The 25,657-nt window shown below is 72.9% G+C and carries 24 protein-coding genes; 15 read left to right on the plus strand and 9 right to left on the minus strand.

The features are described 5' to 3' along the window. The first annotated feature begins 13 nt into the window (after positions 1-13). From ACIBTX_RS18200 to ACIBTX_RS18225, 6 genes are all read left to right on the plus strand, one after another. Complete coding sequence (locus tag ACIBTX_RS18200; protein WP_357172115.1) at positions 14-1,990, plus strand: nitrate- and nitrite sensing domain-containing protein; 1,977 nt, start codon at positions 14-16, stop codon at positions 1,988-1,990. Further along, on the plus strand, positions 1,987-2,436 hold the full coding sequence (locus ACIBTX_RS18205) for a roadblock/LC7 domain-containing protein (protein ID WP_357121231.1): 450 nt from the start codon (positions 1,987-1,989) through the stop codon (positions 2,434-2,436). Before ACIBTX_RS18200 ends, ACIBTX_RS18205 begins: the two co-directional genes overlap by 4 nt. Next, positions 2,414-2,794, plus strand: coding sequence for a DUF742 domain-containing protein (locus ACIBTX_RS18210; RefSeq protein WP_357121228.1), 381 nt, complete (start codon positions 2,414-2,416; stop codon positions 2,792-2,794). Before ACIBTX_RS18205 ends, ACIBTX_RS18210 begins: the two co-directional genes overlap by 23 nt. A 104-nt stretch (positions 2,795-2,898) precedes the next feature. Further along, positions 2,899-3,600 carry a cellulose binding domain-containing protein gene (locus tag ACIBTX_RS18215; RefSeq protein ID WP_357121225.1) on the plus strand — a complete coding sequence of 234 codons (702 nt, stop codon included), beginning with the start codon at positions 2,899-2,901 and terminating at the stop codon, positions 3,598-3,600. Between the two features lie 68 nt (positions 3,601-3,668). After that, the gene (locus tag ACIBTX_RS18220; RefSeq protein WP_355050086.1) at positions 3,669-4,049 is read left to right on the plus strand and encodes a YccF domain-containing protein; all 381 of its coding nucleotides are present in this window, start codon (positions 3,669-3,671) and stop codon (positions 4,047-4,049) included. A 108-nt stretch (positions 4,050-4,157) separates the two neighbouring features. Continuing rightward, positions 4,158-4,955 carry an SAM-dependent methyltransferase gene (locus ACIBTX_RS18225; RefSeq protein ID WP_357121219.1) on the plus strand — a complete coding sequence of 266 codons (798 nt, stop codon included), beginning with the start codon at positions 4,158-4,160 and terminating at the stop codon, positions 4,953-4,955. Positions 4,956-4,987: 32 nt separating this feature from the next. On the opposite strand, the gene ACIBTX_RS18230 is transcribed toward ACIBTX_RS18225, so the two are convergent. Then, positions 4,988-5,731 carry a cellulose binding domain-containing protein gene (locus ACIBTX_RS18230; RefSeq protein WP_396832744.1) on the minus strand — a complete coding sequence of 248 codons (744 nt, stop codon included), beginning with the start codon at positions 5,729-5,731 and terminating at the stop codon, positions 4,988-4,990. A gap of 355 nt (positions 5,732-6,086) precedes the next feature. Here ACIBTX_RS18230 and ACIBTX_RS18235 point away from each other — a divergent pair, with 355 nt between their 5' ends. Together ACIBTX_RS18235 and ACIBTX_RS18240 are read left to right on the plus strand one after the other, a co-directional pair. Next, positions 6,087-7,154, plus strand: coding sequence for a hypothetical protein (locus ACIBTX_RS18235; RefSeq protein WP_396832745.1), 1,068 nt, complete (start codon positions 6,087-6,089; stop codon positions 7,152-7,154). Positions 7,155-7,248: 94 nt separating this feature from the next. After that, entirely contained in the window at positions 7,249-8,175 is a 927-nt protein-coding gene (locus ACIBTX_RS18240) for an acetamidase/formamidase family protein (protein ID WP_396832746.1), read from the plus strand. Between the two features lie 24 nt (positions 8,176-8,199). Here ACIBTX_RS18240 and pdxY read toward each other — a convergent pair whose 3' ends face one another. From pdxY to ACIBTX_RS18255, 3 genes are all read right to left on the minus strand, one after another. After that, positions 8,200-9,051 carry a pyridoxal kinase PdxY gene (gene pdxY / locus ACIBTX_RS18245; RefSeq protein WP_396832747.1) on the minus strand — a complete coding sequence of 284 codons (852 nt, stop codon included), beginning with the start codon at positions 9,049-9,051 and terminating at the stop codon, positions 8,200-8,202. A gap of 146 nt (positions 9,052-9,197) precedes the next feature. Next, complete coding sequence (locus tag ACIBTX_RS18250) at positions 9,198-9,983, minus strand: S1 family peptidase (protein WP_396832748.1); 786 nt, start codon at positions 9,981-9,983, stop codon at positions 9,198-9,200. Between the two features lie 128 nt (positions 9,984-10,111). Further along, a complete protein-coding gene (locus ACIBTX_RS18255) occupies positions 10,112-10,255 on the minus strand; it encodes a hypothetical protein (protein WP_396832749.1) in 144 nt (47 codons plus the stop codon). Positions 10,256-10,484: 229 nt separating this feature from the next. Here ACIBTX_RS18255 and ACIBTX_RS18260 point away from each other — a divergent pair, with 229 nt between their 5' ends. Next, positions 10,485-11,465 (plus strand): ATP-binding cassette domain-containing protein, encoded by a 981-nt coding sequence (locus tag ACIBTX_RS18260; RefSeq protein ID WP_396832750.1) that lies wholly within the window; start codon positions 10,485-10,487, stop codon positions 11,463-11,465. After that, positions 11,462-12,289, plus strand: coding sequence for an ABC transporter permease (locus ACIBTX_RS18265; protein ID WP_355050095.1), 828 nt, complete (start codon positions 11,462-11,464; stop codon positions 12,287-12,289). The genes ACIBTX_RS18260 and ACIBTX_RS18265 overlap by 4 nt, the downstream gene beginning before the upstream one ends. On the opposite strand, the gene ACIBTX_RS18270 is transcribed toward ACIBTX_RS18265, so the two are convergent. Continuing rightward, positions 12,290-15,466, minus strand: a complete 3,177-nt coding sequence (locus tag ACIBTX_RS18270) for a BTAD domain-containing putative transcriptional regulator (protein ID WP_396832751.1) — start codon at positions 15,464-15,466, stop codon at positions 12,290-12,292. It abuts the gene before it with no gap. A gap of 151 nt (positions 15,467-15,617) precedes the next feature. Here ACIBTX_RS18270 and ACIBTX_RS18275 point away from each other — a divergent pair, with 151 nt between their 5' ends. Together ACIBTX_RS18275 and ACIBTX_RS18280 are read left to right on the plus strand one after the other, a co-directional pair. Then, positions 15,618-17,069, plus strand: coding sequence for an SDR family NAD(P)-dependent oxidoreductase (locus ACIBTX_RS18275; RefSeq protein WP_396832752.1), 1,452 nt, complete (start codon positions 15,618-15,620; stop codon positions 17,067-17,069). Between the two features lie 56 nt (positions 17,070-17,125). Continuing rightward, the gene (locus ACIBTX_RS18280; RefSeq protein WP_396832796.1) at positions 17,126-17,563 is read left to right on the plus strand and encodes a heme-degrading domain-containing protein; all 438 of its coding nucleotides are present in this window, start codon (positions 17,126-17,128) and stop codon (positions 17,561-17,563) included. Positions 17,564-17,614: 51 nt separating this feature from the next. Here the strand turns inward: ACIBTX_RS18280 and ACIBTX_RS18285 are convergent, their stop codons facing one another. Continuing rightward, a complete protein-coding gene (locus ACIBTX_RS18285; protein ID WP_396832753.1) occupies positions 17,615-18,991 on the minus strand; it encodes an FAD-dependent oxidoreductase in 1,377 nt (458 codons plus the stop codon). 228 nt (positions 18,992-19,219) lie between these two features. Here ACIBTX_RS18285 and ACIBTX_RS18290 point away from each other — a divergent pair, with 228 nt between their 5' ends. Further along, positions 19,220-20,605 carry a serine hydrolase domain-containing protein gene (locus ACIBTX_RS18290; RefSeq protein ID WP_357121175.1) on the plus strand — a complete coding sequence of 462 codons (1,386 nt, stop codon included), beginning with the start codon at positions 19,220-19,222 and terminating at the stop codon, positions 20,603-20,605. 16 nt (positions 20,606-20,621) lie between these two features. Here the strand turns inward: ACIBTX_RS18290 and ACIBTX_RS18295 are convergent, their stop codons facing one another. After that, positions 20,622-21,842 (minus strand): MFS transporter, encoded by a 1,221-nt coding sequence (locus tag ACIBTX_RS18295; protein ID WP_357392720.1) that lies wholly within the window; start codon positions 21,840-21,842, stop codon positions 20,622-20,624. Between the two features lie 41 nt (positions 21,843-21,883). Here ACIBTX_RS18295 and ACIBTX_RS18300 point away from each other — a divergent pair, with 41 nt between their 5' ends. Further along, positions 21,884-22,981: an ROK family protein gene (locus tag ACIBTX_RS18300; protein WP_363659806.1), complete on the plus strand. Its 1,098-nt coding sequence runs from the start codon at positions 21,884-21,886 to the stop codon at positions 22,979-22,981. A gap of 407 nt (positions 22,982-23,388) precedes the next feature. After that, positions 23,389-23,682 (plus strand): hypothetical protein, encoded by a 294-nt coding sequence (locus ACIBTX_RS18305; RefSeq protein ID WP_357172105.1) that lies wholly within the window; start codon positions 23,389-23,391, stop codon positions 23,680-23,682. A 91-nt stretch (positions 23,683-23,773) separates the two neighbouring features. Here the strand turns inward: ACIBTX_RS18305 and ACIBTX_RS18310 are convergent, their stop codons facing one another. After that, entirely contained in the window at positions 23,774-24,151 is a 378-nt protein-coding gene (locus ACIBTX_RS18310; protein WP_357121163.1) for a MerR family transcriptional regulator, read from the minus strand. A 179-nt stretch (positions 24,152-24,330) separates the two neighbouring features. Further along, positions 24,331-25,650 (minus strand): ammonium transporter, encoded by a 1,320-nt coding sequence (locus ACIBTX_RS18315; RefSeq protein ID WP_357121160.1) that lies wholly within the window; start codon positions 25,648-25,650, stop codon positions 24,331-24,333. Positions 25,651-25,657 lie beyond the last annotated feature (7 nt).

Raw genomic sequence — 25,657 nt, forward strand, 5'->3', positions numbered from 1 at the left:
GGCGGAGCGCCACGTGACGCGCGCACGACGACCTGGGGTCCGGCTCGTCGCGACGGCGGCGGTGCTGCTCGCGTTGTGGTCGTACGCAGCCTGTCTGACCGGCCAGGACGCCCTCGACCTGCTGCGGGTGCGGGCCCTGGCCGACACCCTGGGCCAGCCCATCGACCGGCTGGTCCTGAGCCTGCAGACCGAGCGCCGGGCGACCGCCGAGACGCTGGCCGACGCCGCGCCCGCAGGGGCCACGCTGGCCGGGGCGCGGGCGGCGACCGACGTGGCAGCGGCGCAGGTCCGGGCGTTCGGAGACGGACACGACCTGCGCCTGCTCAGCGCGGGGGCGGTCCGCGACCGGGCCGAGACCCTGGTCCGGAGGCTGAACGGGCTGGGGGCGATCCGGTCCCGGGTGGACGACAGGCAGCTCGACCAGGCGGGCGCGGTCGACGGGTACGACCAGCTCGTCGACGCCGCCTTCGACGTGTACGGACCGGAGTGGGGCGCGCACGAGAGCAGGCTGGCGGTCGACACCCGCGCGGTGATCGCGTTGGCCCGTGCCCGTGAGCTGCTGGCCCGGGAGGACACCCTGGTCACGGCGGCCGTCCTGAGCGGTCGACTGGGCGTCGAGGAGCGCCGCCGGCTGGTCGAGCTGGTGGCCGTCCAGCGGTACGCCCGGGCCGAGGCGACGGCCGGCCTGCCGGGCGACGGCCAGGGCGCGTACCAGCGACTCGTGGCGGGACCCGAGTTCGCGGGCCTGCTCGCCGTGGAGGACACGCTGCTGCGCACGGACCGGGTCGACGCGCTGCGTGGGGTCAGCGCGCAGAAGTGGCGCGCGGCGGCGGACGCCGCCCTCGGCGCGCTGCACGAGCTGGTGACGACGACCGCCCGCGCGAGCGTCGAACGGGCCACACCCGGCGCCGCGGTGATCGTGGGGCGGACCGGCGTGGTGGTGGGTCTCGGGCTGATCGCCGTAATCGCGGTGCTGTTGGGCTGGGCCAGGGCCGTACGCCGCGGGCCCGAGCACGAGACGCCGCCGGGCGCCGACGAGCCTCGGTCGGAACCGCCGACCGCACCCGTCGACCGGCTGCCGCCGGTTGCCGAGAACGGCGGCGATCAGCAGGGTGGCGGGCCGGCGCGGGAACGTCACGCGGCCGACCTGTTGCTGGGGATCACCCGGCGCAACCAGGTTCTGCTGCGCGACCAGCTCGACCTGCTCGACGCGATGCAGCGGCGGGAGCAGGACGCCGCGGAGGCCGACGAGCTGTTCCAGCTCGACCATCTCACCACCCGTATCCGCCGCAACGTGGAAAAGGTGATCACCCTCGCCGGGGCGCGGCCCGCGCGCCGCTGGCGACGCCCGGTCCCCCTGCTCGACGTGACGCGCGGCGCGGTCGCCGAGGTGCCGGAGTACCACCGGGTCCTGGTGGCGCCGCACTGGCCGTGGTCGCTCGCCGGCCCCGCCGTCACGGACGTCGTGCACCTGCTGGCCGAGCTGATCGAGAACGCTCTGACCTTCTCGACGACCGACACCACGGTCCGGGTCACCGGCGAGCACCGGCCACACGGCTGCGCGATCGTGGTGGTCGACGACGGTCCCGGCCTCGACGCCACCGCGCTCGACGAGGCGAACCGTCTGCTCGCCAGCCCGCCGAACGACCCGCCGAGCGACGCCGGAGGGTTGTACGCGGTCGCCCTGCTGGCCGCCCGGTGCGGTGCCCGGGTCGTCCTGCGGCCCAGCCGACGCGGCGGGACGGCTGCCATCGTGCACCTGCCGGCCGAGCTGGTCACCGTGACCGGCGGCCCGGACGCGACGTCGCCGGGGCCCGCGTACCGGCCGCTGCCCGGAGCGGTCGAGGTGCCGGACGCGAGGCCGACGGGCAGCGCCGACGGGCTGCCGATGCGGATCCGCCAATCCGGGGCGCCCGTGCCCGGCCCCGGCAACGCCGGCCCCGAGACCGTCGAGCTGCCGATCACGAGAACAACGAGGAGACATCGATGACGCACGCAGTGGTCACCGAGGACAGCCTGACCGGCGCGCTGGACCGCCTGGTGGACCGGGTACGCGGTGCGGAGTTCGCCGTGGTGCTCTCCCCGGACGGGCTCCCGCTCGGCGGTTCCCGGCAGGTGCAGGCGAAGCTGGCCGAAGAGATCTCCGGGATCGTCGCCGGCCTGTTGGCGCTGGGACTGGCCGCCACCCGGACGTGCGACGCGGGCGGGCTGCGCCAGATCGTGGTGCAGATGTCGCGGGCGTTCCTCTTCGTCGCCACCATCTCGAACGGGACCATCCTGACCGTGCGGATCTCCGGCGACGAGGTCGAGGTGGGCGACATGGCGTACGAGGTCGCGCTCTTCGTCGGGCAGGCCGAACGGCACCTGCCGATCCGCCTGGAGACCGCCGCCGCGGCGAGGAGCGGAGATTCTGGTGCCCAGCGCCGGCTCAGCTGACGAGGCGTGGTACGACGACGACGCCGGCCCGGTCGCCCGTCCGTACACGATGACCGGTGGGCGTACGACGTCCGAGCGCGGCCGATTCGACCTGATCTCGCTGGTCGTCGCGCGGCGGTCGGCGACGTCGCCCACGTCGCTCTTCCCCGAACAGGCGCGGATCGTCGAGCTGTGTCACCATCCAGTGTCGGTGGCTGAGGTCAGCGCCGAGCTGGATCTGCCCCTCGGCACCGTTCGGGTCCTCCTCGGTGACCTGCTGGGGGCGGGGTTGGTCGAGACGCACGAACCGCCGTCGCTGTCGGATCTGCCGTCGCAGGAGCTGCTCGAGTCGATACTCGTCGGGCTGCGCGCCCTGTGACCGCTCGGGTGCCACCGCGACCGAGCGGTCGCGGGCGGGCGTCCGGCGACGAAGTGAAGGGGAGACAGGCAGTGCCGGCAACACCGCCGCAGCCACGGCGTACTGTGGCGATCATTCTGCTGGACCGGATCGTGGCCGCTGCCGCAGCCGCACGGCGGGTGGTCACCGGCCGGGCCGACGTGTCGCGGGCCACCTGGGTCGCCGTATTCGCGGCGCTCGGGGTGGTGGTGGCGACGGTGGTCTCGATCGTCAGTGTGGTGCGTACCCCGGAGCGGCTCGCGCCGGTGACCCTGGACGCGCCCCCGTCGGTGGACCAGTTGGGCACGCCGGGCCCCGGTACGCCCCGGGGGCAGGCACAGCCGGCCGCCACCAGCCCGACCACCGTGGGGTCGCCCTCGGCCAGCGCCGCGCCGCCACCCGTCGAGCCGCCGTCCAGCGCGCCGGCCGTGACCCCCTCGTCGGCCTCCCCGACCCCGGCCGCCCTCGCCGCCGACTTCGTCGTCGAGGACAACGCGCTGCTCAGCTACGGCGCGACCGTGACGATCAGCAATCCGGGGCCGGTGCCGGCGACGCGGTGGACGCTGACCATCACGCTGCCCCGGGAGTCGCTGCGGGTCAGCGCGGTCGAGGGCGCGCGGGCCACCCAGGACGGCGCGGTGTGGACGTTCGTGCCGGACGGCAGCGTGGGGCAGGTGCCGGGCAGCGCCTCGACGCGGGTGACCTTCCGGGTCAACGGCGCGGTGGTCGGCGCGACGCCGACGGCGTGCACGATCGACGGGGTCGCCTGCGGCGGCCTGTCGAGCTGAGCCCCGGCCGCCGAGTCGGTCCCGACGGCGGCCCGGACGCGGTGGCGAGCATCGCTCATGCTGAAGGGGTGATTCGCTTCGTCCTGAACGTCCTGTGGCTCATCTTCGGCGGTGGCCTCGTGCTGGCGATCGGCTACGGCTTCGCCGCGCTGATCTGCTTCCTGCTGGTCGTCACCATTCCGTTCGGCGTCGCCGCGCTGCGCCTCGCCGTCTACTCGCTGTGGCCCTTCGGCCGCACGCTGGTGCCCAAACCGGGCGCGGGCGTCGGCTCCGGGCTGGCGAACGTGCTCTGGGTGGTGCTGGCCGGTTGGTGGCTGGCCCTGTCCCACATCCTCGCCGGCATCGCGCTCTGCGTGACGATCATCGGGATCCCCTTCGGCATCGCCAACTTCAAGCTCGTCCCGGCCGCCTTCTGGCCGCTGGGCCGGGAGGTCGTCGAAGCGCCGTGACACGTCGACGGGTCGCCCGTTTCCGAGGCGGGCGACCCGGTCGGGGCCGACGCCGTCGATAGTGGACAATCCGGTTCACCCCGACGGACCCCTCGATAGGAGCCTGGCATGGCCGGCCCGGACGCCGAACTCACCGCGACGCTTCAGCCCGACGTGCCGCACGCGGCACGGATCTGGAACTACTGGATGGGCGGCAAGGACAACTTCCAGTCCGACCGGGCGGCCGGTGACGCGGTCGCCGAGGTCTACCCGGAGATCGTCCTGATGGCGCAGCAGTCCCGCCGCTTCCTGGTCCGGGCGGTCCGGTACCTGGCCGCCGAGGCCGGCATCCGGCAGTTCCTGGACATCGGCACCGGCCTGCCGACCATGCAGAACACCCACGCGGTCGCCCAGGGCATCACGCCGGACGCGCGGGTCGTCTACGTCGACAACGACCCGATGGTCCTCGTGCACGCCCGCGCGCTGCTGGCCAGCACGACCGTCCAGGGTGTCACGACGTACGTGCCGGCCGACTACCACGACCCGGAGGCCATCCTCGCCGAGGCGGCGCGGACGCTCGACTTCGACCAGCCGATCGCCGTCATGTTCATGGGCGTGCTGGGGTACGAGCCGGACCTGGAGGTGGTGCGCTCGATCGTCGGGCGGACGATGGACGCGACGGCGTCCGGCAGCCACCTGGTGCTCTGGGACGGCACCAACACCAGCCCGCAGGTGGTCTCCGGGGCGCAGCGGCTGGCCGAGAACGGCGGTGTCCCGTACATCCTGCGCAGCCCGGCGGATCTCGCCGGCTGCTTCGCCGGGTTGACGCTGGTGGAGCCCGGTCTCGTGCCGATCCCGCTGTGGCGTCCGGACGAGGCCGACGCCCGGGGGATCGACGCCTACGGCGCGGTGGCCCGCAAGCCCTGACGCGACGCCGACCCCCGGGTACGTCGCCCGGATCAGCGCGCGCAGGTCAGCGTCAGCCCGGCCGGCGGCGCGCTGGCCGTCGCGAGCAGACCGAACGTCGTCACCCCGTCCGGCGCCAGCGTTCCGTTGTACGGTGCGTTGCGCACCACCACATCAGCGCCGGCCGGGTCGACGACACCGCCCCACACCGCCTGGATCCGCTCGTCGCCGGCCCAGCGCCAGGAGACGCGCCACTGGTCCAACGGCTGCGGGCCGACGTTGCGGACCGTCACGGTGGCGACGAATCCGGTGCCCCAGCGGGAGTCGATGGTGGCGGTCGCCCGGCAGGACGTCAGCGCGGCGGTCCGGCCGCTCCCCCCGTAGTAGGGCTCCCACCTGCTCTCGGAGTCGCGGAACCCGAACCAGTACTCGGTGTCGGGGGTCAGCCGGTCGAAGGTGACGGTGCCGTCGCGCTCGGCGGAGACCAACTCGGCCACCGGGTTCCGCCACGCGTAGGCGTCCTCGCGGCTGGCGAAGAGTCCGACGGTGATCGGCGGCCGGTAGCCGCACGGCGGGCTGAGCGCGATGAAGTAGACGACGGTCAGGCTGGTGGTGGTGGCCGCGGACACCCGACCACCGATGGGCAGTGCCGGCGGGCAGACCGGGGTGGGTGTCGGCGCCGCCGTGACCGACGCCGTGGGTGTCGGCGCCGCCTGGGCGACGCCGGTGGTCGCGGCCCAGCCGGTCGTGGCGGTGGTCAGGGCGATGGTCGTGAGAGCCAGCAAGATGCGACGCATCCGTACCTCCGAGAAGCCGTCGCCGTCGCGGCCACGGATGGGCGGCCGACCGTACGGGTCCGGACCTGCGCGGCGGCCGCCCGACGGCGATCGGCATGCGGCCGCTGACGGGGACTGCCCGCGCGCGGGTGGTGGGGCCACCTCGCGCGTCCCCGACTCCGGAGCAGAGATCGACCACGCCGGCTCCCGAGCGCGGCCGAACCACAGCATCGCATTCGACGATTGTCGATACAAGCGGGGTGTCGCGAGCCCGTCGGACGCCCGCCGCCTTCCCGTCGCCGCGAGGACACGCGCCGGGCCCCCGGATCGACGATCATCCATAATGGTCTGTCACTTCGACGCGGGAGCACACACCATGCGCGACAGGAGCAACACGAACCGGCGGGTGACGAGGGCACTGACGGCGGCGGCCACCGTGGTGGCGCTGACGCTCACCCCGCTCGCGACGCCGTCACCCGCAACCGCCGCTCCCAGCCGGGCCGAACTGGCCCTGCGCTGGGCGCCCATCCACTACCAGGACGTCGACGCCACCGGCACCCACGCCCTGGGCGGCCGGAGTGACTACGTCACCGCCGTGGACTTCGACGGCGACCTGAACGGGCGCAACAACTGGGACCGCACCGGGGCGTCCGGCACGTCGCTCGCCGCGCACGTGTACTACTCCGTCGTGGAGACGAGCACGCACTGGTACATCACGTACCTGTTCTTCCACCCCCGGGACTGGACCGACCACCCGTTCTTCGAGACCGAGCACGAGAACGACGGCGAGGGCGTCCTCTTCGCGATCGAGCGGGACGGCTCCGCGTACGGCGTCCTGCGCGGCGCGGTCACCGTCGCGCACAGCGACTTCTACTCGTACACCCCGGCCGGCAGCACCTGGACCAGCGGCCGGGAGAGCGTCGACGGCACCCTGCAGTTCCAGTCCTCGCCGCACGACTCCTTCACCCACCCGGTCACCGCCCAGGAGGCGCAGGGCCACGGACTGAAGGCGTACCCGCAGTACGCCATCAACGGCGACGGCCTGGTCTACTACCCGTCCACGGTGGCCGAGACGCCGGAGAGCGGCGACGACCGCGACGTTCGTTACCAGCTCGTCGACATCTTCGCCACCGGCGGCCTGTGGGCGCAGCGGACCAACACGAGCCTCTTCGCCAGCCTGGGCACCTTCGCCGGGGACACCTCCGGCGACTGCGGTGTCGGCACCTGGAGCTGCTCGGCGAACTCCGCGAACGCCCCCTGGGGCTGGGACGACGGTAACGACGTACCCGCCCGTGGCGAGCTGGCCAGCGACCCGGCGAAGCTGTCGGTGGAGTACTTCACCGTCCCGGCCGGGTTGGCGCGCGGCTACAGCTACAACCCGTACGCCACCGCGGCCAAGGCACTGGCCGACGCGGCCCGCACGGCGCCACCGACCGTCGACTGACCCGATCCGCGCAGGTGCGCGGCCGACCCGTTCGGCCGCGCACCTGCGCCCACCGGCGGTCGCGCCACCCCGGATCGACACGTAGCCTGCGCAGATGCGACACACCCTCGCACCGGACGACAAGACCCTGCACGGGCACTTCTCCCCCGACCTCACGCCGGTGCTCACCATCGACTCCGGCGACACCGTCACCTACCGCACCCTGGACTGCTGGTGGTCCGCCGGCCCGTACCCCGGCGGCGCGAACCGGGACCGCCCCCGGGTCCCGCAGCGGCGGCCCGAGGACGGGCACGCGCTCGTCGGGCCGGTCGCGGTCCGCGGCGCTCGCGCCGGCCAGACCCTCGCGGTACGCATCGACGCGATCGTCCCGGGCACGTGGGGTACGACGGTGGCGGGCGGGTGGCCGAGCGCCTTCAACGAGCGCTACGACGTCGAGTCGACACAGGTGGTACACGCCTGGGAGCTGGACCCGGCGACGATGACCGGCCGCAACCAGCACGGTCACACGGTGGCGTTGCGCCCCTTCATGGGGGTGCTCGGCATGCCGCCGGCGGAACCGGGACGGCACTCCACCACCCCGCCGCGCGAGTGCGGCGGCAACCTGGACTGCAAGGACCTGACCGCCGGGACCACGCTGCTGCTGCCGATCACGGTCGACGGAGCGTTGTTCTCGGTCGGGGACGGGCACGCCGCCCAGGGCGACGGCGAGGTGGGCGGCACGGCGATCGAGTGCCCGATGGACGAGGTGACGCTGACCTTCGACGTCCGCGACGACTTCCCGGTCACCGGACCGGTGGCCCGCACCGCCGACGCCTGGCTGACGCTGGGCGTGGGAGCGTCCCTCGACGAGGCGACGCTCGGTGCCCTGGAGGCGATGATGACCCTGCTGCAACGTCTGCACGGTCTCAGCCGGCCGGACGCGGTGGCGCTGGCCAGCGTCGTCGTCGACGTACGGGTGACCCAGATCGTCAACCAGACCGTCGGCGCGCACGCGGTGCTGCGCGACGACGCGCTGCGCTGAGCCGACGCCGGCCCGGAACCGGCGTCAGCGCAGCCGGCGGGCCGTGAACCGGGCCGGCGGCTCGGCGATCGCGTCCTGCGCGGCGATGAGTTGGATCTCCCGGGTGCCCGCCGCGAGTGTCGCTTCGAGGACGGTGAAGACCGAGGAGACGGTGCGCCCCAGCGCGGTGGCCGGTGAGCCGGTGGTCGACAGGTGCGCCAGGTACAGCGCCGCGGTGACGTCGCCGCCGCCGTTCGGGTTGATCGGGAGCAGCGGGGTGGTGACCGCCCAGGCGCCCTCGTCGGAGACCGCCACGACCTCCAGCGAACCCGCCGGCACGTCGTCGTGCAGCACGCTCGTCACCAGGGCGTGCCTCGGCCCGGTGGCGCGGACGACGTCGACCGCCTCCAGCACCTGGGCGAGGGTGGTGGTCGTACGGCCGGCGAGGAAGTCCAGCTCGAAGTGGTTCGGCGTGATGATGTCGGCGCGCGGCACGACGGTGTCGCGCAGATACTCCGGGATGCCGGGCCGGACGAACATCCCCCGGCCGACGTCGCCCATCACCGGGTCGCAGCAGTACACGGCGGCCGGGTTGGCGGCCTTGACCTGCGCGACGGCGTCCAGGATCACGGCGCCCATCGCCGGGTCGCCCTGGTAGCCGGACAGCACCGCGTCGGCGCTGCCGAGAACGCCCCGGTCGGCGATGCCCGCGATCACCTCGGCCACGTCGGCGGCCGCCAGCAACGGGCCGCGCCACGCGCCGTACCCGGTGTGGTTGGAGAAGTGGACGGTCAACACCGGCCACACCTCGTGCCCGAGACGCTGCAGGGGGAAGACGGCGGCCGAGTTGCCGACGTGGCCGTAGGCGACCGACGACTGGATGGACAGGATCTGCACGGACCCATCATGGCCGCCCCGTCCGCCCCGGGTCGCGCGGGTCACCGATTCTGTCGGCTGGCCCACTGCGGTTCGTCCGGACGCCACACGGCACTTGGGGGCGGCCCGGACCGCCGAAATCCGGGCCGCCCCCTCGTGCCGCGCGGTCAGCCGCCGAGGCTCGCCGCGGCCGAGGCGATCGACGAGGCGAAGTAGCTCACCTGGGTGTAGACGCCCGGGTAGTTGGGTCGGGCGCAACCGTTGCCCCAGCTGACGATGCCGACCTGGATCCAGGCGTTGGTGGCGTCGCGGCGGAACATCGGGCCACCCGAGTCGCCCTGGCAGGTGTCGGTGCCGCCGCTGGCGTAGCCGGCGCAGATCTCCTCGGCGGGGATGAGGTCGCCACCGTAGTTGGAGTTGCAGGTGGAGTCGCTGACGAACGGGACGGTGGCCTTGAGCAGGTACCGCTGCTGCGCGCCACCCTCGCGCGCCGCGCCCCAGCCGGCGACGGTGAAGGTGCCGCTGTCGTACGCGGTCGTGGTGGCGATCTTCAACGTGCTCAGCCCGGTGACGGGGGTGGCCAGGCGGATCAGCGCCCAGTCCTTACCGTTGCCGTTGTAGCCGGGCGCGCGGTAGACGTAGTTGGACCGGACGGTGATCCGGCTGGACGACTGGAGGTCGACCACCCCGAGGGTCGCGGTGATGCTGGTGTTGGTTCCGGTCGCGCCCACGCAGTGCGCGGCGGTGAGCACCAGCCGGGAGCTGTAGAGGGCCCCGCCGCAGCCCATCGAGAGCCGCACCATGAACGGGAACTCGCCCTGGGCGGCACGGGTGCCGCCGACCACGTTCGGCGTGACGGGGTTGTCGGCCGCGGCGGCGGGTGCCGCGAGGGTGAGGCTGGCCGCGGCCAGCGCGGCGGCCACCAGGCCGGTGAGGGTACGCCAGCGAACCATGCATTCCTCCGCTTCGGGACGGCACGCCTTGTGGGCGCACCTGATCGATAGCGGTAATCGTATTGATGGGAATGGATGTTGCGGGTCATCCCCTCTGGGTCGTACCCCGGCGTTATGGATCGCTACAGCTAGACGTCGCGGTCCCGCCGACGGCGAGGCCCACGGGCGGCGCCGACCGCCATGAGGCTGACCACCGCGGCGGCCAGTTGCAGCACCGCGCCGAGCAGGTCGACCAGGCTGGAGAGGGCGGTAGCGTCGGGGACAAGGTCCATCGCGGCCTCCGGGTTTCGACCCCCACCATCCGCGCCTTGCGGAGGGCTTCCCCCGGGCCCACGGACATCGACGGGCGCCACCGTGATTATGGCAGCGGCCGGCGAACGCACCAACCCCCGGACGTACGCGTCCCCTGCCGCGACCGCCCGGCGTGGTGTCAGCCCGCGTCGGCGGGGCTGTCAGCGGCGTGTCGGGGCCGTGTCAGGTACGCCGCGCACGCTGGTCGGCATGACAAGCGATCTGGTGATCGAGGCCGAGGGCCTCGTCAAGACCTTCGGGAAGACGAAGGCGCTACAGGGCGTGGACCTCGCCGTACCCCGGGGGACGGTGCTCGGGGTGCTCGGCCCCAACGGCGCGGGCAAGACCACGGCCGTCCGCATCCTCTCCACCCTGCTGACCCCGGACGCCGGGAGCGCCCGGATCGGCGGCTTCGACGTCGTCCGCGACGCCGGGCGGGTCCGGCAGCGTATCGGCCTCACCGGCCAGTACGCCTCGGTCGACGAGGACCTGACCGGGCGGCAGAACCTGGAACTGTTCGGCACGCTGCTGGACCTCGGTCGCGCCGGTGCCCGGCGGCGGGCCACCGAACTGCTCGAGTGGTTCGACCTGACCGACGCCGCGAACCGGCCCGCCAAGACGTACTCCGGGGGTATGCGGCGGCGGCTCGACCTGGCCGCGAGCCTCGTGGGCTCGCCGGACGTGATCTTCCTGGACGAGCCGACGACCGGGCTGGACCCGGCCAAGCGCGAGGACATGTGGGACGTGGTCCGGTCGTTGGTGACCAACGGCTCGACGGTGCTGCTCACCACGCAGTACCTGGAGGAGGCCGACGCGCTGGCCGACGCGATCACGGTGATCGACCACGGACGGGTCATCGCGCACGACACGCCCGACGGGCTCAAGCGGATCGTCGGCGGGCAGACCCTCGAGGTCCGGCCTACCGACCCGGGGCAGCTTCGCCGGACCGCGGCGATCCTGACCGACGTCGGCTCGGGCGGGCCGGCCGACGAGATCCGCCGGGGCGTCCTCGCCGTGCCGGTCGCCGACGACACGGCGCTGACCGAGAGCGTCGCGCGCCTGGCCTCCGCCGGCATCGCCGTCACCGAACTCTCCCTGCACCTGCCCAGCCTCGACGAGGTGTTCTTCACCCTCACCGGGCGTACGGCATCCGAGGACGACACCACTTCGCGTACGGAGGTAGCGGCATGAGCACCCAGTTGGACGCACCACCCACGACGGGTCCGGCGCTGTCGACGGCAGCGGTGAACCCGCGACCGTTCCGACTGGTGCGGCACTCGCTGGCGCTCGCCAAGCGCAGCCTCATCAAGACCTGGCGTACGCCCGAGGCGCTGATCGACGTCACGCTGCAACCGGTGCTGTTCCTGGTCATCTTCGTCTACATCTTCGGCGGGGCGGTCGCCGGCTCCACCCATGACTACCTGCAATTCCTGCTGCCGGGCATCCTGGCGCAGACCATCGCGACCGGGGCGATCGCGATCGGCGTGAACCTCAACACCGACATCGCCAAGGGCATCTTCGACCGGTTCCGGTCGCTGCCGGTCCCCCGCTCCGCACCGCTTGTCGGGGCGGTCCTCGGCGACGTCGTCCGGTACGTGATCGTCACGGTCTCGACCCTCGCGATCGGCTATTTGATGGGCTTCCGGATCGACACCGACCCGTTCCGGGCGATCGCCGGCTGCGTGCTCGCGGTGCTGTTCGCGCTCTGCCTGAGCTGGCTGCCGGTCTGGGTGTCGATGAAGGTGCGTACGCCGGGTGCCGTGCAGGGCCTGATGTTCGCCCTGATCATGCCGCTGAGCTTCGGGTCGAACGTGTTCGTCGGCACCGACACCCTGCCCGGCTGGATGCAGGCCTTCGTCAAGGTCAACCCGATGACCCACCTGGTGGCCTCGGTCCGCGGACTGTTCCTCGGCACCCCGCTCGACGCGCACGTGTGGTGGACCCTCGCCTGGTGCGCCGGCTTCGTGGCGGTGTTCATGCCCATGGCGCTGCGCGCCTACCGCAAGAAGGTCTAGCTACAGCAGGTCGTCCATCAGGGCGCGGATGCGGGCGACCGCGACGGCGACCGGACGCTCGCGCCACGCGGCCAGCAACTGCTCACGCCGACTCTCGTTCCCGAGAGCGGCGATGAGCTGTTCGCCCTGCCCGGCGGGGAGGAACATCTCCATGTGCGTGCCGATCCGCCGGGCGATCGCGAACAGTTCACGGGCGGTCTCGACGTCACCCCGACTGGCGGCGAGTTCCGCCCCGCCCGACGCCCATGCGCCGATCACCGGCAGGTCCCGCGACGTCAGCGCGTCGTCGCGGGCGGCGGACAGCAGCGAGGCGGCGCGGACGTCGGCCGCACGGTCGGTGTCCCGCCGCGCGTGGGCCACCCGCAGGTAGAGCACCGCCGCCGCGGTCCGCAGCATCACCCGCGGCTGCGGCGGCGGTCCGGTCCAGTCCACGAGGGTACGGGTCACGTCCTCGGCGCGGGCGAGCGCCTCGTCGTACCGCTCGCGCCGCCAGGCGAGCTGGGCCAGGCCGAGCAGCGCCTGCGCGATGTCCACCTGCTCGGCCTGACCCGAGCCGGCCATCTCCCCCAGGCGCCGCTCCGCCTCCTCGTCACCGGTCAGGGCGAGGTGGACGTCGAGACGCACCCGCACCGACCGCGCGTCCTGCTGGGCCCCGATCATCTCCATGTGCCGGACGCTGCGCGTCAGCCACTCGGCCGAGCGTTCCTCCCGCCCGGGAAGCAGGAACTGCCCCACGGCGCCCGCCGCCATGGCCATGCCCCAGTGGTCACCGGCGACCTCGAACCGGTGGTACGCCTGCTCGGCGTCCTCGATCGACGACTCCGGCAGGCCGCCGTTCTCGCGTACCGCCGCACGCGCGAACAGCCCGAGCCCCTGCACGTACGGGTCCGGGTGGGAGATCAACTCGCCCGCGCTCTTGAGACTCTCCTGAACGTCGGACGTGTCGAAGCCGGGCAACGCCGACGCGAGCGCGGTGAGCCTCGGTGACACCTCGGCGGGCCGTTCGCTCAGGAGGGTGCGCAGCGCCCGCCGGGCGAGCACGGCCGGCCGCAGGTCGGCGCTGATGCCGGCGTTCACGCCGATCAGCAGGCAGGTCCAGGCGAGCGGGTCGCCGTCCGGCAGCGGTCGACCGCTGGCCCGGCCGCCCACGATCGCCGATTGCCGCCGCCGACGCGGGTCGTCGACGTGCAGCAGCGAACGCGCCCAGGCGAGAACCTCCAGGTGCAGGCCGCGCACCGTCCAGAGGTGCAGCAGCGCGGTGGCGACGTCGACGGCGGCGGGCTCGTCGTCGTGGCTCAGCGCCCAGCGCAGGCCGGCCAGCAGATTGTCCTGCTCGGTCGCGCAGCGGTCGAGCGCCACGACCTGCTCGGGACCGACAAGGCGGGCGGCGAGCGCCACGGCCTCGTGCCGGGCCCACCCGGTGAGGCCGGCCATCGCCACGTCCCGGTCGCCGGACGCGCCGAGCCGGGCCTCGCCGTACTCACGGACGGTCTCCAACATCCGGTAGCGCGGTGGTCCGTCGGCCTCGACCAGGGTCAGCAGGGACTGTTCGACGAGCGTGGCGAGGCCACGACGGACGTCCGGCGTCCCGGCGACCGCGGCGGCGAGGTCGGCGGTGAACGGCGCGGGGATGACCGCGACCCGTTCCAGCAGCGCCCGGTCGTCGGGGGCGAGCAGTTCCCGGCTCCAGTCGACCATCGCCCACAGGCTGGCGTGGCGTTCCGGCAGTCCGCGCAGCGCGTCGTCGAGCAGGGCGAACCGATCGGCCAACCCGGCGAGCACGTCGTCGATCGGCATGTGCCGCAGCCGTGCGGCGGCCAGTTCGAGGGCCAACGGCAGGTTGTCCAACCGGTTGCACAGCGCGAGAGCCCGCGCGGTGTCCCAGGTCGGCACCGCGCCACCGGCCCGTGCCCGGGATTCGACCAGCCCGAGCGCGTCGGCGTCCGGCAGGGCGGTCAGCCGGTGGACCCGCTCGCCGGCCAGGCCCAGCGGGGCGCGGCTGGTCGCGAGGACCGCCACCTCCGGGGCGGCGACCGCGAGCAGGTCGGCGACGACGGCGGCGATCGCGTCGAGGACGTGCTCGCAGTTGTCCAGCACGACCAGGCCGTCGAGGTCCGGCGCCAGGGCGCGCAACCGCTCCTCGGGACTGAGCACCCGGCGTTCGAGGCCCAGGTTGCCGCCGGTGGACGAGGTGTCGGCGCCGCCGAGCGCCGTGAGCACGGTGGGCAGCACCTCGTCGGGCGAGCGCAGGCCGGCCAGCTCGACCACCCGTACCCCCTGCCCGGCCGCGGCCGCCCGCCGGGTCACCTCGGCCGCGAGGCGGGTCTTGCCCGCGCCGCCGGTCGCCACGATCGTCACCAGGGCCGACTCGTCGAGCGCCTCGTCCAGGGCCGCGACGTCCCGCTCGCGGCCCACGAGGGCGGTCATCGGCCGGCGCCACGCGGCGGGCAGGACGACGCGTGCCGGCGCACGGGGTGGCGCCACGACGGCCGGCGTGGTGAGTTCGCCGCGCAGGAGGGCCAGGTGGGCCTGTGTGATCACCGGGGACGGGTCGGTGCCGTAGCGGTCGGCAAGCTCGTCGCGGAGACGTTCGACCACCTCCAACGCCTCCGCCTCCCGCCCCTGCGCGGCGAGCACCCGGACCAGCAGGGCTGCGGACGGCTCGTCCGGGGGCGTCCGCGCGGCCAGCCGGCGCAGGTCGGCCTCGTCGTACGGGCCCGCGCCGGCGAGCGCGGCCTCGGCGCGCAGCGCGGCGACGTCGGCGAACAGGCGCGCGTCGTCCGCGCCGGCGATGTCCGGCACCTCGGGGAACAGGGCACGGGCCCGGTCGGCCGCGTCGCGGGCCGCGCGCGCGTCGCCGGACCGCAGCGCGACCCGACCGCCCTCGACGAGCGCCCGTGCCTCGACCGCGTCGACGGTCACCTCCTCGGCCGGTAGGCGGTAACCCCCCGGCACGGCCACCACGGGCAGCCCGAGACGACGTACGCGGGACACGAGCGCCTGCACGGCGCCGGTCGCGTCGTCCGGCGGGGCGCCATCCCAGACCGCGTCCACGAGCAGGCTGGTGGAGACCGCCCGACCGCGCGCGTCGATGAGCGCGCGGAGCACCGCGGCCAACCGCTCGCCCCGGACCGGCCGGCCGTCGACGGCGAGGGGACCGAGGATGGTGATCTGCACGGGACCAGCATCCCTCACGCGCACCACAGCGCCGTGCAGGGTGCCCGACGGCGTGGGGTGCGGGCGGGACGCCGCGGTGCGTACAGTTTCGGGTCGGACTTGGGGTGGGCCGGCGAAATCCGGCACAGGAAACGGGACGAGACAACGACGCATGACGGTGGACAACATTCCCGACAACGCTCAGGGCGGCATCGACCGGAACCGGCTGGAGACCTGCCTGAGCGTCTTCGAGGCGTTGGAGGCCCTTCCTCCCGACCACCCCGACGTGGTGCGGGTGCAGCGGGCCACCGCGCGGCTCTACAAGGTGATCAAGCAGCGGCGACGTGAGGAGCGGCGCGACGCCATCCTGGCGGCCGACCGGGCGGTGACGGAGGCCACGGCCACCGGCGCCCCGGGTCGGATCGACGACGAGACCCAGGGCATCCCCCTCGCCTCCCCCACCAGCGGCACGACGGCGGGGCTCCTGCACAACCCGCGCGGCTGCTACATCTGCAAGCAGCGCTACCGCGAGGTGGACGCCTTCTACCACCAGCTCTGCCCGTCCTGCGCCGCGCTGAACCGGGAGCGCCGGGACGCCCGTACCGACCTGACCGGCCGGCGCGCCCTGCTCACCGGCGGGCGCGCGAAGATCGGCATGTACATCGCGCTGCGGCTGCTGCGCGACGGCGCGCACACGACGGTGACGACCCGGTTCCCGCACGACGCGGTCCGCCGGTTCGCCGCGATGCCCGACAGCGCGGATTGGCTGCACCGCCTGCGGATCGTCGGCATCGACCTGCGCGACCCGGCGCAGGTGATCGCCCTCGCCGACTCGGTCAGCAGCCAGGGCCCGCTCGACATCCTGATCAACAACGCGGCGCAGACGGTCCGCCGCTCGCCCGGGGCGTACGCCCAGCTAGTCGCCGCGGAGGCCGCGGCCCTGCCGGACGGTCCCCTGCCGGAGCTGATCACGTTCACCAAGCCGGCCGGCGCGGGGGGCGCGCTCACCGCCGGCTCGGAGTCGCCGGCCCTCACCCCGCACGCGCTCACCGCACTGGCGTTGACCAGTCGTTCCGCCTCGCCGGAGCGGATCGCGGCGTCCACCGCCATCGACGCCGGCGGTCTCGTGCCGGACCTCGATCCGGTCAACAGCTGGGTGCAGCGGGTGCAGGAGGTCGACCCGGTCGAGCTGCTGGAAGTGCAGTTGTGCAACGTGACCGCGCCGTTCGTGCTGGTCAGCCGGCTACGTCCGGCGATGGCCGCCGCGCCGGCCCGCCGTAAGTACGTGGTGAACGTCTCGGCGATGGAGGGTCAGTTCGGTCGCGGCTACAAGGGGCCGGGGCACCCGCACACCAACATGGCCAAGGCCGCGTTGAACATGCTGACCCGCACCAGCGCCCAGGAGATGCTGACCGACGGCATCCTGATGACCAGCGTCGACACGGGTTGGATCACCGACGAGCGGCCGCACCCGACGAAGATGCGCCTGGCCGACGAGGGGTTCCACGCCCCGCTGGACCTGGTCGACGGCGCGGCCCGGGTGTACGACCCGATCGTCCGCGGCGAGCAGGGCGAGGACCTGTACGGCTGTTTCCTGAAGGACTACGCGCCGTGCGCCTGGTGAACGACGAGGAGAAACCCATGCCATCCGACCACGATTCCTGACCGACCCTGGACGAGCTGCTCCGCGAGGAGGCGGAGCTGGAACGTACCGGCCTGTCCGAGACGGACGCGTACGAGCTGGGCATGCGCGCCGTGGCCGCCGCGAGCGAGCGGGCGCTGCCGGTCGCGGTGGGCGTGTGGCGGGCCGGGCGTCAGCTGTTCCACTGTGGCCTGCCCGGCTCCACCCAGGACAACGACGCCTGGCTGCGCCGCAAGGGCCGGGTGGTGATGCGGTTCGAGCACTCGTCGCTCTACGTGGCCCGGCTCTGCCAGGACAAGAACGTGACGCTGACCGAACGTTACGGGCTGCCGGCCTCCAAGTACGCCGCCGCCGGGGGCGCGGTGCCGCTGCGGGTGCGCGGCACCGGCGTGGTGGGCTGGATGGGCGTCTCGGGGCTTCCGCAGTTGGACGACCACCGCTTCGTCGTCGACATCCTGCGGTCGGCCGCGCAGTAGTTGGCGAACCCGCCGCCCGTCCGGCGTCGGACGGGCGGCGGGGTCTCTCCGTCAGCCCGCCCGACGGTTGGCGCGCACGGCGCCCAGGATCACGCCGAGTTTGGCCAGCGACAGCGGGTGCTCGCGCATGGAGACGACCTCGTTGAACCGGCGTGCGATCGCCACGTCCGTCACGGTCGCCGTGAGGATCTGCCGGCTCGCCCAGCTGGAGATCCGGTAGCCGCGCGGGTAGGGGCCGTCGACGTGCGGCAGCGCCAGGTCGGCGGAGGTCGACGTCGACCACGCGGCGTCGACCACGACCTTCTGCAGGCCGAGGAAGTGGCGGGCCGGCACGCTCAGGTCCGGGCCGGGGCGTAGGTACGCCGACAGGCAGGCCGCGTGCAGGGCCGCGGCCGTCATCCCCTGCCCGTACACCGGGTTGAACGACGCGACGGCGTCGCCCACGCTGACAAGCCGGGCCGGGAAGCGCCGCAGCGCGTGGAAGTCCCGACGCCGGCTGTCGGCGTGGTGGTAGGTCTGCACGTCACCGAGCATCTCCTGGTCGGCGACCTCGCCGAACTCGGGCGGGAACTGCTCGCGCAGCCGTCGGACGAAGTCCTGCGCGGTGCGTCCCGGCCGGTCGTCGCCGTAGCCGGCCATCATGGCCATCCACCGGCCGTCCTCGATGGCGAAGAAAGCGGCGCCGGCGACGTCCGTCATGGTCCGTGGGGTGTGCAGGGCCATGACGACGCGCATCTGAGGGGTCTGCTCCGGGCGTCGGAACAGCGCGGTGGCGTAGTTGAGGTGCACCGGCATCCGGCGGGTGGCGGGCCGCTCCCAACCGGCCTGTTCCAACCAGTCGGAGAGCCGGCTGGACCGGCCCATGGCGTCCACCACCAGATCGCCGCCCTCGACGCCGGCCACCCCGTCGACCTCGCAGCGCATACCGGTGACCGCGTCGCCCTCGATCACGAGCCCGGTGGCGCGGGCGGTGACGGTCTTGACGTTGGGGAGTCGGAGCACCTGCTGGCGGATCAGCCCCTCCAGCAGCGGCCGACTGCCGGCGAGGCTGTCGTCGTCGTCGGGTACGACCACCTTGCGTCGACCGTCGAGGTAGCTGCGTCGGGTGGCGGGTGGCGCCTCGACCGCGCCGTGGGCCAGCGCCTGCTGGCGGAACCCGGGGAACAACTGCTCCAGTTGCAGAAGACCGCCGGGCAGCAGCGCGTGCAGTTGGGTGCCCTGGGGCACGCCGGGCCGTGCGCCGCTGACCTGCGGGTCGTCCCGGTCGATGAGGATCACGCTCTCGGCGTGGTCGGACAGGACCCGGGCGGCCAGCAGGCCGGCAACGCTGCCGCCGACCACCACCGCCTTACCCAGGACCGGAGTTGGCTGTTCGGGAGGTCGCACGGCGTTCAACGCGGCGAAGACCCGAACCGGGGAGAGGGACATGGTGCTCTCCAAAGGAGTACGAGGCAGGGCACCCTCCCCCGAGTCTGCCGCACGGACAGACCGGCGGCGCCGGCCGTTCGACAGGATGCCTGACGATCGTTGCACAGGCAGTGTCGGTAGTCCGTACGGCCCACACGGGTGTCGGAAACCGGCCACACCGCTGGACGAGGTGAGCGTACGGCTGATTGGGCTTGGCGCGCGCGAGTCGGATCTGTCAGCATCACCGGCATGCCCGTCGCCCGTCGTACCCTGCTCGGGGTTGGCCTGGCCGCTGCGACCTCCGCTCTCACCGGCTGTGGCGACAGCGGCGGTGAGTCGGCGGGTGGGGCCGACCCGGGCGGCACGGTGACGGCCACCGACGCGGCGGGGAACAGGGTGGGATTCGGCGCGGCCGGGAAGCCCACGGCCCCTTCGTCGGGCACGCCGAGCGCCTCCCCCACGGCCGGCGCGGGCGTGCCGGGCAACCAGGCCCGGTACGCCGCGGACGTGACCGCGTTGCTGCGGCGACACCTGCCCGCCTCGGCGCAGACCGTCACGCACCACGGCTTTCCCGGTGCGGTCGCTCTCGTGCTGGTCAACGGGAAGACGACCGTGCACACGGCGGTCGGGGAGGCCCTGCGCTACGCGGCCGGCCCGAAACTGCTCGCGGCGAAGAGCCGGGTCGCGATGCGCCCGGACTCCATCTTCGACCTCGCCTCGGTCACCAAGGTCTACACCGCCATCCTGCTGCTGCAGCAGGTCGACAGGGGCCGTGTCGACCTGGGCGCCCCGGTACGCGACTACCTGCCGGGGTTCACCGGCACGGGCAAGGACCGCGTCACCGTCGAGATGCTGCTCACCCACACCAGCGGCCTCCCGGTCGGCGCCAAGGTCACCGGTCTGCCGGACAACGCGGCCCGGTGGAACGCGGTCCTCGCCACACCGCTGGTATCGGGCGCCGTGCCCGGGGACACGTTCCGCTACTCCAGCGTCGGCCTCATGGTCGCCGGCAAGATCGTCGAGAAGATCACCGGCAAACGCCTCGACCAGGCGCTCAAGGCGAACCTCACCGGCCCGCTCGGCCTGCGCGACACCGGCTTCGCCCCCACGACCTGGCTGTCGGCCAGCGAGAGGGCGGCCCGGATGGTCGCCACCGACGCCCGCTCGTCCCGCGGCCTGCTCCGCGGCACCGTGCACGACGACGTCGCCAACCACCTCGGGGGCGTCGCCGGTCACGCGGGGGTGTTCGCCAGCGCCAGCGATCTCGCGGCGGTCGGCCAGCTGCTCCTCGACGGTGGCACCTACCAGGGCCGCCGGGTCCTCGCCGCCGACACCGTGCGCCGGATGCTGACCAACCACAACGCGGGCAAGCCGGCAGTCGACCCGGAGCGTCCGCACCGCACGGCCGCCCACGGTCTCGGCGTCGTGCTCAACCAGCAGTGGTTCATGGGCCGGCTCGCGTCGGGTCGCACCTTCGGCCACACCGGGTTCGCCGGTCCCTCACTGCTGGTCGACCCGGGCCGCAAGCTGGTCCTCGCCCTGCTCACGAACCGGGCCCACCCGAACTGGTCCTGGGCGAATCCCGATCCGGTCCGCGCGGCCGTCGGCGACCTCCTCGCCTCGTCGGTCACCTGACCGACGCCATCGGCGGTCAACCCGCCACGGCGGCCGGCTCCCGGTCCCGACGACGCCCCGCGTAGCTGACGATTCCCAGGCCCAGCCCGATGACCGCCAGGACCAGGCCCACCCGGGCCGGCGCGAGGTAGCCGAGCCCGGCGGCGATGCCGACGCTGCCCAGCGCCGCGCCCAGGCTGTTCGCGATGTTCATGGCGGACTGGTTGAGCGCCGCGCCCATCAACTGGGCGCCGGGGGCGACCGTGATGAGGCGTGCCTGCAGGACCGGACCGAGGTAGAGACTCGTCGCGCCGACCAGGAACGCGCCGACGAAGAGGCCCACGGGGTGCGACGCGACGACACTGAACACGCCGATGCTGACGATCATCGCCACGAAGCCGATCATCTGGCTGCGACGCAGGTCCCGGTCGGCGAGCCAGCCGCCCAGGGCGTTGCCGACGGTCATGCCGAGGCCCACCGCGACCAGCACCCAGGGCACGGTCGCGGCGGAGAGTCCGGCGACGTCGGTGGTGACCGGCGCGATGTACGAGTCGACCGCGAAGAACCCGGCGAAGCCGATCGCGCCGGTGGCCGCGACCAGCCAGACCTGCGAGGTGCGCAGGGCCCGCAGCTCGGCGGCCGGCGAGCCGTCCGCCGCCGCGGCGACCTCCGGCACGACCGCCAGCACGGCCAGCAGCGTGAGCAGGAAGACACCGGCGATGACCAGGTACGCCGTACGCCAGCCGGCCGCCTGACCGAGCCGGGTGATCAGCGGTACGCCCACCACGTTGCTCACGGTCAGGCCACCGAGCACGGTGGCGAAGCCCCGCGCCTCGTTGCCGGGACCCATCAGGGTCGCGGCGAGCAGGCCGGCCGCGCCGAAGTACGCGCCGTGCGGCAGCGCGGCGACGAACCGCGCGACCAGCACCAGCTCGAAGTTCGGGGCGGTCGCCGAGGCGATCGTGCCCGCGACGAAGAGGACGAGCAGCCCGAGCACGAGCCGGCGGCGGGGCAGGCGCGCGCTGAGCGCGGCGATCAGTGGAGCGCCCACGACGACGCCCAGCGCGTACGCGGTGATCATCCAACCGGCCCGCGCGACGGCGTCCGACGAGGATCGGGCGTAATCCTGGGCGAGCAGGTCGCGTGCCATCTCGGGGAGCAGGCCCATCGCCACGAACTCCGTCAGGCCGACCGCCACGCCGCCCAGTGCCAGGGCGGCAAGCGCCGCGAGGCGTTGACCTCTGCTCAGTGCGTTCACCGAGCGAATTTAGCAACAGCGTTGCGTAATAGAGTGGCGAGATGACGCGGACCACAGCGGACGTGACGTTCCTGCGCGGCTACAACCAGGCGCAGGTGTTGGCCGTGGGGCGTACGGCACGGACGTTCGAACGGTCGACCGTCGTCGCCGCCACCGGCCTGACCCCGCAGGCCGTCTCCAAGGTCATCGCGCGCCTGAGCGCCGACGGCCTGATCCGCCCCGCCGGTGTCCGCCGCCCGGGCGTCGGCAAACCCGCGCTCGTCTACGAGCTGGTCCCGGACAGCCGGTACGCGATCGGCGCGCACGTCGCCCGGCGCACGCTGCGACTGGTCCTGGTCGACCTGGCCGGCGCCGTGCGCCACTCGACGGTCCGACCGCTGCCCGCGGACTTCACCCCGGAACAGCTCCTCGACGCGCTGTGCGTCGGCATCGGAACGATCACCGCGGACCCCGCGCTACGGGACCGGCTGACCGGCGTGGGCCTCGGCATGATCGGCCCCCTGGACCACGCCAACGGGCTGGTCCGGGACGCGCACGGCCTACGGCACTGGCACGACGTACCGCTGCGCGAACTGGCCGAGGCGCGCCTCCGCCTGCCGGTGCACCTGGACAAGGACGTGACCGCGGGTGTCACCGCCGAGGCGTGGCGGTACGGCGCGACGTTCGGCGACGCGGCGCTCATCATGGTCGAATCCGGCATCGGGGGCGGTTTCTGGCTGGGCGGCGCGGCCCATCGGGGGGCGCACACCAACGCCGGCGAGTTCGGCCACACGGTCGTCGACCTGGACGGGCCCGTCTGCGTCTGTGGACGCCACGGCTGCCTGGAGGTCGTCCACCTCCGTGCCGTCGAGACGGGGGACGTCCCGCGTGCCGCCCGGGTCCTGGCGATCGGCGTCGTCAACCTGCTCCAGACCCTCGACCTCGCCCACGTGGTCCTCGCCGGCGCGGATCTGCTGCGCCACGCCGAGGTCTACCGCGCCGCCGTGGAGCAGGCCGTCCGTACCGACGTGCGGCGTGCGGACTGGCTCGCCCCGAGCGTGACCCTCTCCAGCCTCGGCGCGGACGTGATCGCCGCCGGGGCCGCGATCCAGGTCCTCGACCAGCAGTACGGCGTCCCGGCGCTGGCCCCGGTCAGCTAGACGAGTAGTGCCTAACCTCGCTGGGGCGCCGGGCGCGGCCGGTGGCCGGGGTGACCCTCAGTCACCCGCGTGGGGGCGGATGCGGCGAGCCGCCGAGCCAACCTGTACACCTTTCGTGACCACCGAGGTATCGGAGGGTGATGCCGCGTCGGGATGCTGACGGCATGCGCAGAAGACGAGCCCCATGGGTCCTGTTGTCATTGCCGCTGCTCAGCCTTCTTACCGCCTGCAGTCCACCCGACGAGCCTGTTGTCGCGCTAGCCGTCCACGACGGTCGGCCGGTAGGTGTCCTGGTGACCTGCGGCGGGATGTCAGCCCGGGTCCGTGTCTACGAGGACCCCCCGGACGACGGGACCGAGCGTCCGCTGGTCTTGTGGGCCGCCAGCGGTCGACCCACAAGCGGGACCGTGGAGGTTGTCCTGCTCGGTCAGCCGCCGGATGGCTGGGAGGTCGAGGAGGCTACCGACTTCTTCGCCGAAGGACTTGGCACAGTGGTGGACGTCGAGCCGCTCACCGAACTCAGGCCCGAGGTCACCTACAGCGTCGGGGGGTCCGGTGGGCGTGATGCCATCTCGGTAGATTTCACCCTCGCGGATCTCCCGCGAATCGGGCCGGACCAGGTGCTGGCGCCGCGCGGCCGGGATTCGACGAAGATCGTTTCGCGGAAGACCTTCCTGCGCAAGGCCCGCGCCAGTTGCTGACGACATGGGCGTCGCCGTGCAGTCGTTACCGACCCCTGCGTGTCGTTCGTGACCTCGTACCCGCTGAGCGACCCCGGGACCGAGCGGTCGCCTACCGCGGGACGGCGTCCGTGTAGACGCAGCCGTTGCCCGGGTCCTCGCTGGCGCTGATCACCGCGTCGAGGCGATCCCGGACCTGGACGAGTTGGTCGATCTGGTGGGTGATGCGGTCCCGTTCGGCGTTCAGCAGGGCACGGGACTGCGGGGTGTTGACCTGAGCGTCGACGCAGGGCAGCAGATCCAGGATCGTCCGGCTGGACAGACCCGCGCCGTACAGCGTCTGGATGAGCTGGACGCGGTCGATCGCTCCCTCGCCGTAGTGGCGCTGACCGCCGCCGCTGCGCTCGGGGATCAGCAGCGACTGTTCCTCGTAGTAGCGCAGGGCGCGCACCGACACTCCCGTGTTGGTGGCGAGTTCTCCGATCCGCACGGCCCCTCCCCCCTCACGTGGTGACGCCGACAACACTTACCTCTGACGTCAGCGTCAGATTCTAGCGTCGTCCACGCGACGGCTGCCAGTGCGACGGCTCCCGTCGACGTACGCCGGCGGACCGGGAGGGTTGGCGCACCCCTCCCGGTCCGGACCACGGCGACGTCCGTCGCAGTCGGTCAGCGGGTGTACGGGCCGTTGACGACGTCCATGATCGGATGCTGGGTCGTCCTGTCCTGCGCCCGGCCGCCGGTCGAGCCGACCGGGTCGGCCCGCCCCTCGCTGACATCGAAGTCGTAGGCGCTCTCCGCGTGCAGGACCTGGTCGATGCCGGCGACCTCGTCCGATCGCGGCACCCGGAAGCCGACCGTCACATCAATGATCTTGACGAGCAGCCAGGTCAGCGCCACCGAATACGCGGCGACGGCGAAGGCGCCGACCGCCTGCTTCCCCAGTTGCCCGGCACCCGCGCCGGCGACGAGGCCGTCGGTGGTGTCGAACACTCCGATGAGCAGCGTGCCGACGAAACCACCGACCGCGTGAACCGCCACGACGTCCAGTGAGTCGTCGTAGCCGAAGCGGTCCTTGAGGCCGACGGCCCCGGCGCAGACGACACCGGCGATGACACCGATGGCGATCGCACCCCAGGTGTTCACGACCGCGCACGCGGGGGTGATCGCCACCAGGCCGGCGACCGCGCCCGACGCGGCGCCCAGGGAGGTGAAGCCACCCTTGCGTACGCGCTCCCAGACGAGCCATCCGATCATGCCGGCACCGGCCGCCACCTGGGTGTTCATGAAGGCGACACTGGCGGTGCCATTGGCGGCGAGGGCCGATCCGGCGTTGAACCCGAACCACCCGAACCACAGCAGGCCGGAGCCGAGCATCACGAGCGGCAAGCTGTGCGCCCGCATCGACTCACGCCTGAAGCCGACCCGGTTGCCGAGGACGAGGAGCGCGCCGAGGGCGGCCATGCCGGCGTTGATGTGGACCGCCGTGCCTCCGGCGAAGTCCTTCACGCCGAGCTTGAAGATCCAACCGTCGGCCTGCCACACCCAGTGGGCCACCGGGAAATACACCACGGTCACCCAGAGCGCGACGAACAGCATCCACGCGCCGAACTTGGCACGGTCGGCGATCGCCCCGCTGATCAGGGCCGGCGTGATGACGGCGAACATCATCTGAAAGACCGCGAACGCGAGCACCGGAATGCTGCCCGTCAACGTGGTGTCCGAGATGCCGCTCAGGCCCACGTTGCTCAGGTCGCCGACGAGTCCGCGTCCACCGACGTCGTCGCCGAAGGCGAGCGAGTATCCGTAGGTCACCCAGAGCACGCTGACGATGCCCAGGCTGATGAAACTCATCAGCAGCATGTTGAGAACGCTCTTCACGCGAACCATGCCGCCGTAGAAGAACGCCAGGCCGGGGGTCATCAGCATGACCAACGCGGCGCTGATCAGAACGAATGCGGTATCCCCCGCGTCGAAGCCGTCTGGCATCGAGATG

The sequence above is a fragment of the Micromonospora sp. NPDC049359 genome, from assembly GCF_044466585.1.
GTDB lineage: Bacteria > Actinomycetota > Actinomycetes > Mycobacteriales > Micromonosporaceae > Micromonospora.